We start from the raw sequence: 14,059 nt of genomic DNA, 5'->3' as shown, positions 1-14,059 counted from the left end.
AAATCTTTCAAATAAAAACTCTGAAGACTAATAGGTCTTCAGAGTTTTTTTTATTGTCCAAAGTAGTACATAATATTTCAATATTAAGAAGGAGGATTTAATTTAACAAAATCTCGATTTTTACATTAATAGCACCACTATTTTTGTTCGAAGCAATATCCATAAAAGCTTTTTTAGAGAGATCAATTTCTCTGCCTTTTACAAAAGGCCCTCTATCGTTAACTTCCACGATAGTGGATTTTTTATTTAATACGTTTGTTATTTTTAGTTTTGTACCAAAAGGTAGTTTTTTGTGGGCAGCAGTGAGCTTGGTGTTGTCGAGTCTTTTTCCGCTTGCTGTTTTTCTTCCGTTAAATTTATCATGATAATAAGAAGCATGCGCTTTTTCTTTATACATTTTTAAGTTCTCAATCTTGATATTCTCATCTCGGCATACAAGACTTTCTTGTGCAACAGCTGTCAATGACATAGAAAGAACAATATATAATAGTATTTTTTTCATTTTTCTTCATTTTTTTTGCAAAAAAAGATTAATCTATATAATTAAGTTTATTGCAAAGGCCATATTTATACTATTAAAAGGCATATTGTATTTTTTTTAAATAAATAATTGACTTTAATTGGCTCATTTGTTTCTAATTATAATGTATAGCGAAATATTTTTTTTCTTATTTCTAAATTTGTTTTGGATAAGCCGAAAATAGTTATATATTTGCACCCGCTTACGGGGTGTAGCGTAGCCCGGTTATCGCGCCTGCTTTGGGAGCAGGAGGCCGCAGGTTCGAATCCTGCCACCCCGACAAAAGTCTTTTCATTTTCTTGAAAAGGCTTTTTTTTTGCATAAAACTGAAATTTCAATCTCATTCTGGATTAATCTCAAAAACTCTGAAAAGAGAAAAAAATTACTGCAGAGACAATAAGTTTTTAAACATTCGAAATTCGGTAAAACACAAAGTTCACAAAGCTTTGCGGACTTAGGTTTTGTAAACACAAGTCCAATATCAGCGAACTCTGCGAATCCCGAAAGCTATCGGCATTGCGATCTCTACGGTAAAAAACAATTAGATTATGAAATTTAATGTTTCCCGACAACATTTAGCATTGATATGTCACCAAGAATTCTTTATTTCTACCGTATTCATTATTCTCTATTTCAGAATAGCAAAAACTGATTAATTGAGTTCTTTATTCCAACAATAAAAACTTACTTTTGCACCATCAATTATTAATAGAATCATATTATGTCAGATACAATCGAAAAAATTAAATGCCTAATCATAGGTTCTGGTCCTGCAGGTTATACTGCTGCTATTTATGCTGCCAGAGCAAATATGAATCCAGTTTTATATCAGGGAATGCAGCCAGGAGGACAATTGACTACTACTAACGAAGTAGAAAATTTTCCGGGTTATGTTGATGGTGTTACAGGGCCGGAAATGATGGTTCAATTACAAGAACAAGCAAAACGTTTTGGCTCAGATATCCGTGATGGATGGGCTACAAAAGTTGATTTTTCAGGAGATATTCATAAAGTATGGATTAACGATTCAATAGAATTGCACTGTGAAACGGTTATTATTTCGACAGGTGCTTCAGCTAAATATTTAGGATTACCATCAGAACAACATTATTTACAAATGGGTGGCGGAGTTTCTGCTTGTGCTGTGTGTGACGGATTTTTCTACCGTAATCAGGAAGTTGTAATTGTTGGAGCAGGAGATTCTGCTTGCGAAGAAGCGCATTATTTATCTAAACTTTGTAAAAAAGTAACCATGTTAGTAAGAAGCGAAAAATTCAGAGCTTCTAAAATCATGGAAGAACGCGTTCGCAAAACCGAAAACATAGAAATTTTAATGAACCACGATACTCTTGAAGTATTAGGTGACGAACAAGTAGTACATGCTATAAAAGCACTGAACAAAACTACTGGGGAAGTTATCGAAATTCCTGCTACAGGATTTTTCGTTGCCATTGGTCACAAACCAAATACAGATATTTTTAAAGACTACATCACACTAGATGAAACAGGTTATATTATAAACACTCCGGGAACTTCTAAAACTAATATTGAAGGTGTTTTCGTAGCGGGTGATGCTGCAGATCATGTATATCGTCAGGCGATCACTGCTGCGGGTACAGGGTGTATGGCTGCATTGGATGCTGAAAGGTATTTGGCGTCTAAGGAATAAGTTTTCAGTCTGCAGTCTTAGTTTAGTTTTCAGTTTATTGAAATAGGAATAGAGCTATAAAACAAAAGTCCTATTCGTCGCGGCGAATAGGACTTTTTTGTGTATTTATATTTAAGAAGTTTCATACTGAAAACTGAAACTGAAAAACTGAGACTTTCTACTTTATCTTCTTCAATAATTTTGCTTCTTCAGAAAAACGAGTCAGCGTAATGGCAGGACTTCCTAAAAGAGAAAGTTCGGCTTTATCCCCAAGGGCTATTGAGGCTGTAGTTTCAACTAAAACACTTCCTAAAGCATAGTTTTCTGCAGTAATATTAGCTTCTTTCAAAGTAAATTTGATTCCTGTAAAGATGGAATTGTTATCTAAACGAATGGTTGCTTTTTCGGCAATTCCTTCAATATTGGCAACTGATTTTTGATATAAATCACATTTGAATTTTATAGCAGATACCAATGTTTTAATCGAGGAATTTTTACTCAATTGTAAATTTGCATCTTCAGACTTTAAATTCAATTCGGTTTTTGATTTGTCATCAGCAAATAAGGTAAACTTTTTAGAATTTACATTCAGGAATAATTTAGCATAATCAAAAGTATTAAACGTAATGTCGTCTAACTGAAGTTCCTGAATAGCATAAACGACTGCATCATTTTTTGCAATAACACTTTTTAGAGAACTTGTATAGGTAACACGAACGATTAGTTTTTTGAAAATAGTACTTTCTTTAGAAGTGTATAAACGAAGTACTTTTTCTCTTAAATCCATCCCGATAATATCGTGTAAATTGTCGTCGGCTTCAATTTTTATTTCATTTTTTTCTCCTCTTTCAAGATAAACTTCTAAATTATCATCGGCTTCAATACCATCAAATTCTCCTACTTCTTTTACTGAAGTGGTTACGATTTTAGATCCTTTTATTTTTTCTCTTCTTTGAGCAAAAGTTAATGTTGTAACCAATAATAATAGGAGTAAGGCTGTATTTTTTTTCATTAATTCTAGATTTGATTTTCACAAATATAAAAAAATCATCCACTTTCGATGAATGATTTTTTTATATTTAACAGATAAATATCTTTTACCCCTGGCTAATACTTCCTCCTGAATTCGAAGTTTTCTCGATTGTTTTAGGAGTGTTGTTGTAATTAACACTTCCTCCGCTGTTTGCTTCAGCTTTCAATTTTACAATAGGATGAACATTTACACTGGCTCCGCTTGAAGCTTCGGCATGAATATCATTGGCTAATAATTCACCTGCATTTACATTGGATCCGCTTGACGCTGAGGTATGAAATGTTAATGCTTTTCCTTTTACACTAATAGTACTTCCGCTTCCGGAATCGGCAGAGATATTATCAGATTCTACATTAAGATCTATTGTTGCTGCACTTGAAGATTCTAAATCCAGATTTTCACCCTGAATTATTCCTTTGTTTGATACAGTTGAAGCACTGGAAGCTTCCAGCTTGTCAATTTTAGGCATTTTTACCGTTACTTTTTTCTTTGTAACTCTAAATGAATTATGTTTAGACTTAATGATCAAAGTTCCGTTTTCGACTTTTGTAATAATTTCTTTCTGAATATTATCATCTGCTTCAACAACAATTTCTGTCGCGTCAGATTGCTCAATTACCAGGTCGATTGCATTGCTTACATCTATTTTTGTAAAATCTCCCTGAACAATTCTTTTTTCAGTGGTAACATTTCCACTTCCTTCAATTTTGTTTACATTAAGGTTGCATGAAGCGAACAATAATGCGGTAATACCTGCAACAATAAATTTCGTAATATGAATGATTATTTTTATCATGGCTTAGTTTATTTTGATTATAACTCCGTTTTTGTCAGTGGTTAATCTGCCGTTGGTTTTTTTTCCGTTTAAAATTTCTTTTCCATTAATTTTAACCGAAACCTCATTTACTGTGTCATTGTCAGTCTGAGTTTCTTCTTCGTCTATATCATTATGGTCATTCTCTTCAGCTGGACAATTCAAACATTTAATTTTAGAGCCTTCTACTTTATAGTTATAGTTGCCACTAAAATGTAAGTTGAAGAAACTATCTTCAGAATCATCATAATCCTGAACAGAAGCATCTGGCTTGAATAATTGACCTTCAGGTAAGTACAAATATACATCAACTTCCTGACCTCTAAATTTGTTTTTTACATCAGTAAGAAAATAATTATCTAAAACTAAATGATTTCCGTTGATCTGAAATTTGTAATTGATTTTTTCTGCTCTTTGTTTTGCTGAGATAAACGAATTTCCTCTTGCACTTTTTTCTATCTGAATATAAGGAGCAGCTTCATCAGTACGTAAAACATGCAAACGAACATCATTTGAATATAGTAGTTGATTGTTAGCGGAATCCTGAACAAATTCAAATTCTCTATGGTGATTTAAATCCTTGGCATAATAATCATTGTATCTGAATTTTACGAACAATGTATCTTTTGGTGTAATGTTAAGTGCTTTTTTCTCTACTGTTTTATTGTCGTATGAAATTTCAGTAGCTTGTTTAATTCCTATACTAATAACAATTGCAACGGCAATAATCCAAATTGCTAACAAAGTATATTTTACAATATTTCCAATAGATTTTAAGTTTGGAGATAACAATTTGAAACCTAAAAGTGTCAAAAAGAAAAACGGAATTCCAACTGCAAAGAACATTAATAAACCAAATGACCAGATAGGATAATCAGTAAAGTTTCCTGCTTCAACGAAGTTTTGCCAAGGAAAATCAATAAATATGTTGGTTCCCAAAGTAAATACTCCAATCAGCAACATAATCAAAACACTAATTCCGGACAGGATTAATATTACTCCTAAAAACTTAGCGAAGATTTTAAAAACCGTCATAACAAAGTCTCCAAATGAACTACCTATTCTCTCAGCTCCTGACTTTACCTGGTTTCCCATTGCGTCATAATCTGCATTTTTAAATTTGTAAGATAAGTTTTCAATCTCCTCACGCACTTTTTTCTCTATGTTCGAAATCGTAACCGGTTCGCCAGTCATTTCCAGTTTTTCAGATGTTGTAACCGCTTCAGGTGTTACAATCCAAAGAACAAAATAAGCTAAAATTCCTGTTCCAAAACCTGCAAAAACAAAAATTAAGAAGATAATTTTTATCCAGACAGCGTCAATTCCAAAATAGTGACCTAAACCAGTTGCTACACCACCAATCATACCTTTTTCTTTATCTCGGTATAATTTTTTATGTTTTCTGGTCGTATTATAATCATTAAAAGACTGATTTGTTTTTTCTTCGTCTTCAAGGATATAATCTTCCGGTTGTCCCATCACTACAATCACTTCATCAACATCTTTCAGTCCTACAACATGCTTGTCGCTTTTTTGTTTTTCCAATAATAATTCAGAAACACGCATTTCGATATCTTTAATAATTTCATCTTGTCCTGATGAGTTGTTTAATGATCGTTTTATAGCGTCAAAATAGCGTGTCAATTTTAAATATGCGTCTTCATCTATATGAAAAACCATACCGCCTAAGTTAATATTTACTGTTTTGTTCATGATTATTGATTTTGATTGGTGATTAGATTTACGGCGTCAGACAATTCTGTCCATGTTCCGCTAAGTTCGTTTAAAAATGTTTGTCCTATTTCGGTTAATCCATAATATTTTCGTGGTGGTCCTGAAGTCGATTCTTCCCAACGATAATTAAGCAAACCGTCGTTTTTCAGCCTGGTTAGAAGCGGGTAAACTGTTCCCTCAACAACTAGTAATTTTGCGTTTTTTAAAGTGTCTAATATTTCTGATGTGTATGCGTCTTTTTCTTTCAATACAGATAAGATGCAAAACTCAAGAACACCTTTGCGCATCTGTGCTTTTGTGTTTTCAATGTTCATAATTTCATTTTGTTTTTTTTAGATTGAACAATTCGTTTTTTGATTGATGATGATTGATTGATGATGATTTTGATTGATGATTGATTTCGAAACGATTCTTGTTGATTGCTTGTAAAGTTTCGACTATAACTTTTAATTTTTATGTCAGGCTGAGCGAAGCCGAAGCCTTACTTTATAAAAGGAATCGTAAGCGGATATTTGTAAAACTCCCCATTCGAAGCTTTTATCGAAGCGTAAATCACTAAAAAGAATTCAACAAATTTTAATAATCCAAAAAGTAAAACTGCTGTTGCTCCAATACTTAAAATTCCAATATTTCCGTCGATGTTCAGATTTCTGATGATTAAATCTTCATCGTTAAAAACCGTATTGATTGGCAGGTTTTTTAAAAGTACAAATGCAAAAATCGGAATTGCAATTAATGCTAAAATTAAAGTGTAAAGCAAAAGACTCAATTGAAAATTCAATGTTTGCTTTCCGTGATAATTTACAAATTCTGATTTGTCTTTGTAACTCGTCCAGATCAGGATTGGAAAAATATAATTTCCAAAAGGAATAATGTACTGACTTAGAGTACTTAAGTGTGTGAACGTTGCAATGTTCTTTTCTGATGTTTCCATGATTAGTGGTGTTGTTGTTTCCATGATTAAAAGTATATAGTATTTTCTTATGCAAATATATGTCTAAAAGACAGTATCTTGTTTTGCATAGTACCAAATATTAACAAAATTTTAACAAAGTTAAAGTTTTAAAATTGTTTATAATGTATTGAAAACCATCGAAAAGGCTTGGTTTTGCTACCTTTTTAGGAAAGTAATTGCGATTTATTGTGCGTGCATAGTTTTTTCGTATTTTTACATAAAAAAATAAATACCATGGCGATATCAGTTTCTAAACTCAATAAATTTGTATTATTCAAATTACCATCAGCATACTTTTGTGGTGTACGTGTAAAGGCAATCGACGAAGATAGATGCGTGGTAAGCGTAAAACATAGATGGATCAATCAAAATCCTTTTAATTCGATGTATTTTGCAGTTCAGGCAATGGCAGCAGAGTTAACAACCGGAGCATTGGTCATCTCTCAAATTCAGCAAAGCGGAAAAAAAATATCGATGCTCGTAGCCAATAATAAAGGAAACTTTACCAAAAAAGCAACCGGAAGAATAACATTCGTTTGTAACGACGGACATTTGATTGCCGAGGCAATTCAAAGAACAATAGCGACAGGCGAGGGGCAAACCTTCTGGATGAAATCCATAGGTACAAATGAAGAAGATATTCAGGTTTCAGAAATGGATTTTGAATGGAGTGTAAGATTGAAATAAGGTTCTAAAATTTTTTGCCACAGATTACACAGATTAAAAGGATTTCTGGGCGATGAACTTTGACATAGTTTGAAACTTTCTCAAGGTTGATACATATTTTTTTTGTCGCGAATTTAATATACGCATTTTTGTCATTCTTCGGGATGACTTGTGGTTACTGTACAATTAAAAATCTTTTTAATCTGTGAGATCAGTGGCAAAAAAACATAAAAAAAAGGCTTCGAATATATTCGAAACCTTTTTGGTAATGATGTTGCTGTTATTTTTTAGAGCAACATTTTTTGTCTTTGTCACCTGATTTTTTAGTACAAGCTTCTTTCTTCGCTTTTTCTTTTTTAGGAGCCGGTTTTGTGTCTTGCGCCTGTAATCCAATTGTAAATAAAGCGATGGCTAAAACGGTAAATAATTTTTTCATTTTAATATAATTTAGTTGTTAGATATTTTTCTTTTTTTTGATAAACGATTGTTTTTCAAATATAATGCGATTTGGTTTTCGAAATTGTCAACGATAAGTTAATGCAATTAAAACATTATTAAAATTATTGTTAATAATTCAAATTCACTCCAAAACCAATTCCCATATCGCTGTCGTAATGTGTTGTGATTCCGAAGTTTCTTCCGGCAATATATTTTAATCCAGCCATATATTCCTTATCTGTATTCCACATCAAATTCATTCGCAAACGTCTGGAAAGCGGAATATCTTTTCGTTCAAATTGGACTCTTACATTTCCATCGGTGTACACTTCAACTTGGGCTTTTACTAGCATTGGTAAAGTATATTCGGCACCTAAACTAAAAACAGAACGATTGTCTTTGGAATTCGATTGTCCAAAAAAGTTTTGTTCCTGTTCGTCCATTCCCATTTTTCTGTAGCGCCAGTCAAAACCGATAAAAGGCATAAACCATTGCATTTTTCCAATATAGCGGCCAATATGTGTTTCGGTTTCATAACCGTGTTTATCGTTATAACCCAATCTCCATTCGGTTCCAATACTCCAGCGTGTGTTGCTGAACATGGCTTCACCATCATTTCCGTTTGAAGCAAAATCATTTTCGGCCATAAAATGAAACATACGATCGTCCATTTTGAGCATTTTATCTGCCATTTTCGGATCATGAATCAACGGATTTGGAGCTGAATTTTCATAAGTAAAAATACGTCCCATTCCGGCCATCATGTGATACAATATATGACAATGGAAAAACCAATCTCCATCTGCATTTGCCTGAAACTCGATGGTATCGGTTTCCATAGGCATAATATCAATTACGTTTTTTAGCGGAGAATAATCGCCGTGTTCGTTTAAAATCCTAAAATCATGTCCGTGTAAATGCATAGGGTGGCGCATCATCGACCCGTTGTACAATACAATTCGAACATTTTCACCTTTCTTGATTAAAATTTTATCTGTTTCAGAAATCACTTTATTATCCAGGCTCCAAACATATCGATTCATATTTCCGGATAATGTAAAACGTAACTCTTTTACCGGAGCGTCTTTTGGAAGTGTTGTTTTGTTTGGCGATTTCAACATTCCGTAATTCAATGTTACAATTTCAGAAGTAGCGGTAGAATCACTTAACATTTCCATGCCTTCCATATTGTGCATAGAATGATCTTCTGTTTTTGCAGATGCATCTTCTCCCGAAATTTCAGGATACATTACTGCATTCATGTCCATTTTGTTCAGGGACATTTTCATTCCCATATCATTCAGTTCGCCATTCATCTTCATCATGTCGTTCATCATTTTCATTCCCTCAAAATATTTCAATTTAGGAAGATGTTTGACAGGTTGTTTTGTGCCGCTACCTAAAAATAAAGAAGCAGATCCGGTTCTGTCTTCGGCTGTAGCCAAAAAAGCAAAGGATTTTTTATCTTCAGGAATTGTCACGATAATATCATAAGTTTCAGAAACGGCAATAATCAATCGGTCGACTTCTACAGGTTCAACATCATTACCGTCGCTCGCTACAACTGTTATTTTGCCGCCTCCATACGTCAGCCAGAAATAGCTTGAAGCGCCTCCGTTTGCAATTCTTAATCTTACTTTATCTCCGGCTTTAAATTGCGAAATCTGATTTTCATTTTTTCCGTTAATTAAAAACTTTTCATAATAAACATCACTCACATCCATGGCATTCATACGTTTCCATTCATTAGTGACTTTTGTCGAAAACTGACCTTTTTTGATCGCTTCGGCATAACTCTGTGTTGTTCCTTTTTTTATCGCAAACCAATCATTGGCATTGTGCAGCATTCGCTGCACATTCTCTGGTTTTAAATCCGTCCATTCACTTAAAATAACCGGAACAGTTGGTAAATCATCAATCCCTTTTCTGAATGTAGGATCGTCTTTCTTTTTATTAATAATAAAAAGTCCATACAAACCAATTTGTTCCTGTAAACCTGAGTGACTGTGATACCAATACGTACCGTTCTGGATAATTGGGAAAGTATATTTATGAGTTGTTCCCGGCTTAATAGGCATTTGTGTTAAATACGGAACACCATCTTCTTTATTCGGAAGAAATAAACCGTGCCAATGCAGTGCAGTATTTTCTTTTTTGAGATCGTTATGCACATAAATCTCCGCAATATCGCCTTCGGTAAAAGTCAATGTTGGCATCGGAATTTGTCCGTTGACTGCGATAGCGCGTTTTTCTTTTCCTGAAAAATTGACAATCGTATCGCGAACGTGCAAATCGTAACGAACTACTTTTTGGGCTTTTGCACTAAAAGCAATCAAAAAGACAATTAAAATAGTATGTAGTTTCATATTGATTTTTTAAAGGTTGAGGTTTCGCAATCGCAAAGCATTTACAATTACCGAAACCGAGCTTAAACTCATTGCCAAAGCGGCTAACATCGGCGAAAGCAAAATCCCGAATACAGGATATAAAATTCCCGCCGCAATTGGAACTCCCAAAACATTGTATATAAAAGCAAAAAACAGATTTTGCTTGATGTTCTTCATTACCGAAAAACTTAGTTTTTTAGCTTTTACAATTCCGTTTAAATCTCCTTTTACGAGCGTTATTTTGGCACTTTCAATGGCAACATCAGTTCCGGTTCCCATAGCAATCCCGATATCAGCTTTGGCTAAAGCAGGAGCATCGTTTATTCCGTCACCGGCCATAGCAACTACTTTTCCTTCGGCTTGCAAACGTTCAATTTCTCTTAGTTTATCTTCCGGAAGACAATCGGCTTTGAAAGAACTTAAATGAAGCTGATCCGCCACTGCTTTAGCCGTATTTTTATTGTCTCCGGTAAGCATAATGACTTCAACGCCCTGATCGATTAAATCTTTAATGGCTTGGGCACTATTTGTTTTTATGGCATCTGTAATGGTTACATAACCTGAAACAATATTGTTTATGGCAATGTATGAAACCGTTTTTCCAAGATTTTGTTCGGCTGTAATTTTGCTTTCAAAATCATCAGAAACCGAAGCGTTAATCTGTTCCATTAGTTTTTTATTTCCTAATGCTATTTTCGAATTGTTAACCGTTCCTAAAACTCCTTTTCCGGCAACTGCTTCAAAATCCGGAACTTCAAGTAATTTTTGGTTTTTAGCTTTAGCAAAATTAACAACGGCTTGCGCCAAAGGATGTTCGCTATGCTGATTTAGCGAAGCAATGTTTTGCAGCAGAATATCTTCGTTATTATCGATTGCAAAGATTTTTTCTACAGTTGGTTTTCCTTCAGTAATAGTTCCGGTTTTATCTGTAATTAAAACGTCGATTTTATTCATGTTTTCGAGCGCTTCGGCATTTTTGATTAAAATTCCGTGCTGTGCGCCTTTTCCAACTCCCACCATAACCGACATTGGTGTTGCCAATCCTAAAGCACAAGGGCAGGCGATGATTAAAACCGCAATCGCATTAATTAATCCGTATATATACGAAGGTTCCGGCCCAAATTTTGCCCATAGAATAAAAGTCAATATAGAAATAGCCACTACTGTCGGAACAAAATACTTCGCAACGCGGTCTGCCAGTTTTTGAATTGGGGCTCTCGAACGGCTCGCATCGTTTACCATTTGAATAATCTGCGAAAGCAAAGTTTCTGAACCTACTTTTTCGGCTATCATTATAAATGATTTTGTTCCGTTTATAGTTCCTGAAATCACATTGTCACCCGCTTTTTTATCAACCGGAATGGGTTCTCCCGTAATCATGGCTTCGTCAATATTGCTTTCTCCCGATGTTATTTTTCCGTCAACAGGAATTTTTTCTCCCGGTTTTACTCGCAATAAATCACCTTTTTTAATGTCGTGAATTGAAATTGTTCTGTCGTTTCCATCTTCTACCAAAGTAGCCTCGGTTGGTGCTAATTTTAGTAATTCTTTAATTGCGCCATTCGTTTGTCCGTGAGCTTTGGCTTCTAATAACTGACCTAATAAAACTAACGTAATGATAACCGTGGCCGCTTCAAAATACAAATGAATGGTTCCGTGATGCGATTTGAATTCGGATGGGAAAAGATCAGGAAAGAACATTCCGGCCACGCTAAATAGAAAAGCAACGCTGGTTCCAATTCCAATCAAAGTAAACATGTTTAAATTCCAGCTGATAATCGATTTATAGGCACGAACAAAAAACATCCATCCGGCATAAAATAAAACCGGAATTGAAAATAGAAACTGAACCCAATTCCATTTTTCAATTGACATGATTTTAAAAAGTGGATTATCCGGAATCATTTCTGACATTGATATAATGAAAATAGGAAGCGTGAAGAATGTCGCAATCTTCATTTTCTTTAGCAAGTCGGTATAAGTTTTGTTTTCTTCAGATTCAGAAGCCTGCATCGGAACCAAATCCATGCCACAGATAGGACAATCGCCTGATTCGTTCGAAATAACTTCCGGATGCATTGGACAGGTAAATTGTGTTCCAATGGCTATTTGAGGTACCAAATCCATTCCGCAAACAGGGCAGTCTCCGGGTTTGTTATACGTTTTATCGCCTTCGCAATGCATTGGGCAGTAAAAAATACCTGTTGCATTATGAGGAATTACTGTGTTTTCTTTTTTATGAGAATGCGAAGTATGATCTTCTTTTTTATGGCCTGAACAACATGATTTTGCAGCGGGTTCTGTATCATGAGTTGGAGACTTCATTTCAATAGTATACTTTCCTACTGCTGATAAAGCTTCCTGAAATTTTTCAGTTGGAACATGTTTTTCCATTGTTATGGTTGCCATTGGCGGATCTAACGTTACTTCGGCATGAATTCCTTTAACTTCATTTAGCGTTTTTTCTACTTTAGTGCGGCAGCCATTGCATGACATTCCTGAAATTATATATTGATGAGTCATTGTTTTTCGTTTTTTAGGTATTACAATGCAAATTTCCGAACTAAGATTTACAACGGTTTGTATAATTATGAGAATGATTTGTAATATTTAGGAAAGAGTATTTAACCGCAATCCCGATAACTATCGGGAGCAAAGTTTTTTTGGATATACTTAGTTTTATAAAAAACGTTAAGTTCGCAAAGCTTTGTCTAAAATAACTTTGCGAACCTTGCGTAAATCTTTGCGAACTTAGCGGTTAAATATTCTCTATTTGAATGCGTTTTTTGTCTTTCAACTGTTTGAAATAAGTAGGCGTAAATCCAGTAATTTTCTTGAACTGATTACTTAAATGAGCAACATTGCTATAGTTTAACATATCAGCAATTTCACTCAACGAAAGCTCATTGTAAATCAGTAGTTCTTTTACCTTTTCTATTTTTTGGCTGATAAAGTATTTTTCTATCGTAGTATTTTCAATTTCCGAAAAAAGATTACTCAGTGTGCTATAATCCTGGTTGAGGTTTTCGACCAAATAATCAGACAAATTAACTTTAAGTTCGTTGTTTTTATGATGAACCAAATCGACAATTAGGTTTTTGATTTTCTCAATGGTTTTGTTTTTTTTATCATCAATAAGATCGAAACCCAAAGCTTGCAGATTTTTAAGCAACAGTTCTTTCTGAGAATCGGTAATATTATCTTGCAGTTCGACTTCGCCTAATTCAACAGCAATAGTCTGAAGTCCGAGTTTATCCAACTCAGACTTCACAACCATTTTACAGCGGCCGCACACCATGTTTTTGATGTAGAGCGTCATATTATTTGATGGTTTCTACCACGTTTCCGCAAGTCAGCATCGAAGAACCGTAATACGGATTCTTAACTGCCTTTTCTTTGCTTAACCAATCAGCATCTGCCATTGGGCAATATTGTTTGTAAACAGCGACATCAGATTTAGAAACTTTAATTAAATCGTAGGTATTTTTTGAAAGTGATTTAAAAGTTTCACGTTGTTTTTTAAGATCTGAAGTACCTGAAATACTTTTGGCATCAGCGGTTAATTTTTTTACCACTTTCATCCAAACAGTGTGTTCGTTACTTTTTAGTTTGTCCATTTTTACTGCAGTTATTGCAGCTAATAAATCATTGGCTTTCGCCGAAGTTAATTTCGCATCGCTTTTTATTAAAGCATCTTTTACCGTAAAATAAGCGTCATAAACAGTTTGTAACTGACTAGAATCAACATCTTCATTTGTAGTTATTACTGTTTTTATGGTAGTTGCCTGAATAGTATTTGCAGAAAATAATAATGTGATTACTACTGCTATAGTTGAAATTGTATTTTTCATTGTATGTGATTTT

General features: G+C 34.2%; 13 protein-coding genes and 1 tRNA gene. 3 read left to right on the top strand and 11 right to left on the bottom strand.

Annotated elements, in window-relative coordinates:
• Positions 1-97: 97 nt before the first annotated feature.
• The gene (locus B0M43_RS01060; RefSeq protein WP_371296046.1) at positions 98-469 is read right to left on the bottom strand and encodes a septal ring lytic transglycosylase RlpA family protein; all 372 of its coding nucleotides are present in this window, start codon (positions 467-469) and stop codon (positions 98-100) included.
• Positions 470-725: 256 nt separating this feature from the next.
• On the opposite strand from B0M43_RS01060, the gene B0M43_RS01055 reads away from it, so the two are divergent.
• Together B0M43_RS01055 and trxB are read left to right on the top strand one after the other, a co-directional pair.
• A tRNA-Pro gene (locus B0M43_RS01055) sits at positions 726-800 on the top strand.
• A gap of 441 nt (positions 801-1,241) precedes the next feature.
• On the top strand, positions 1,242-2,189 hold the full coding sequence (gene trxB, locus B0M43_RS01050) for a thioredoxin-disulfide reductase (protein WP_078005882.1): 948 nt from the start codon (positions 1,242-1,244) through the stop codon (positions 2,187-2,189).
• A 157-nt stretch (positions 2,190-2,346) separates the two neighbouring features.
• Here trxB and B0M43_RS01045 read toward each other — a convergent pair whose 3' ends face one another.
• The 5 genes from B0M43_RS01045 to B0M43_RS01025 all read right to left on the bottom strand — a co-directional run bounded on the left by B0M43_RS01045 (position 2,347) and on the right by B0M43_RS01025 (position 6,707).
• Positions 2,347-3,180, bottom strand: a complete 834-nt coding sequence (locus B0M43_RS01045) for a GIN domain-containing protein (protein ID WP_065451004.1) — start codon at positions 3,178-3,180, stop codon at positions 2,347-2,349.
• Positions 3,181-3,265: 85 nt separating this feature from the next.
• A complete protein-coding gene (locus tag B0M43_RS01040) occupies positions 3,266-3,997 on the bottom strand; it encodes a head GIN domain-containing protein (RefSeq protein WP_078005881.1) in 732 nt (243 codons plus the stop codon).
• A 3-nt stretch (positions 3,998-4,000) separates the two neighbouring features.
• Positions 4,001-5,728, bottom strand: coding sequence for a PspC domain-containing protein (locus B0M43_RS01035; RefSeq protein ID WP_065451006.1), 1,728 nt, complete (start codon positions 5,726-5,728; stop codon positions 4,001-4,003).
• A 2-nt stretch (positions 5,729-5,730) separates the two neighbouring features.
• Positions 5,731-6,063 carry a PadR family transcriptional regulator gene (locus tag B0M43_RS01030; RefSeq protein ID WP_008464689.1) on the bottom strand — a complete coding sequence of 111 codons (333 nt, stop codon included), beginning with the start codon at positions 6,061-6,063 and terminating at the stop codon, positions 5,731-5,733.
• 167 nt (positions 6,064-6,230) lie between these two features.
• Entirely contained in the window at positions 6,231-6,707 is a 477-nt protein-coding gene (locus B0M43_RS01025; RefSeq protein ID WP_065451007.1) for a DUF4870 domain-containing protein, read from the bottom strand.
• Between the two features lie 231 nt (positions 6,708-6,938).
• On the opposite strand from B0M43_RS01025, the gene B0M43_RS01020 reads away from it, so the two are divergent.
• Positions 6,939-7,391, top strand: a complete 453-nt coding sequence (locus tag B0M43_RS01020; protein WP_078005880.1) for a DUF4442 domain-containing protein — start codon at positions 6,939-6,941, stop codon at positions 7,389-7,391.
• A 259-nt stretch (positions 7,392-7,650) separates the two neighbouring features.
• Here B0M43_RS01020 and B0M43_RS24385 read toward each other — a convergent pair whose 3' ends face one another.
• From B0M43_RS24385 to B0M43_RS01000, 5 genes are all read right to left on the bottom strand, one after another.
• Entirely contained in the window at positions 7,651-7,806 is a 156-nt protein-coding gene (locus B0M43_RS24385) for a hypothetical protein (protein WP_158596316.1), read from the bottom strand.
• A gap of 130 nt (positions 7,807-7,936) precedes the next feature.
• Positions 7,937-10,174: a multicopper oxidase family protein gene (locus tag B0M43_RS01015; protein ID WP_078005879.1), complete on the bottom strand. Its 2,238-nt coding sequence runs from the start codon at positions 10,172-10,174 to the stop codon at positions 7,937-7,939.
• Between the two features lie 9 nt (positions 10,175-10,183).
• Complete coding sequence (locus B0M43_RS01010) at positions 10,184-12,718, bottom strand: heavy metal translocating P-type ATPase (protein WP_078005878.1); 2,535 nt, start codon at positions 12,716-12,718, stop codon at positions 10,184-10,186.
• A gap of 235 nt (positions 12,719-12,953) precedes the next feature.
• Complete coding sequence (locus tag B0M43_RS01005; RefSeq protein WP_078005877.1) at positions 12,954-13,514, bottom strand: AraC family transcriptional regulator; 561 nt, start codon at positions 13,512-13,514, stop codon at positions 12,954-12,956.
• 1 nt (position 13,515) lies between these two features.
• Positions 13,516-14,046 (bottom strand): DUF3347 domain-containing protein, encoded by a 531-nt coding sequence (locus tag B0M43_RS01000; RefSeq protein ID WP_078005876.1) that lies wholly within the window; start codon positions 14,044-14,046, stop codon positions 13,516-13,518.
• Positions 14,047-14,059: the final 13 nt, after the last annotated feature.

This window comes from Flavobacterium sp. KBS0721, from assembly GCF_002007065.3.
GTDB lineage: Bacteria > Bacteroidota > Bacteroidia > Flavobacteriales > Flavobacteriaceae > Flavobacterium > Flavobacterium piscis.
Note: the sequence above shows the minus strand (reverse complement) of the source record. Positions and strands in the feature narration are given on the sequence as shown.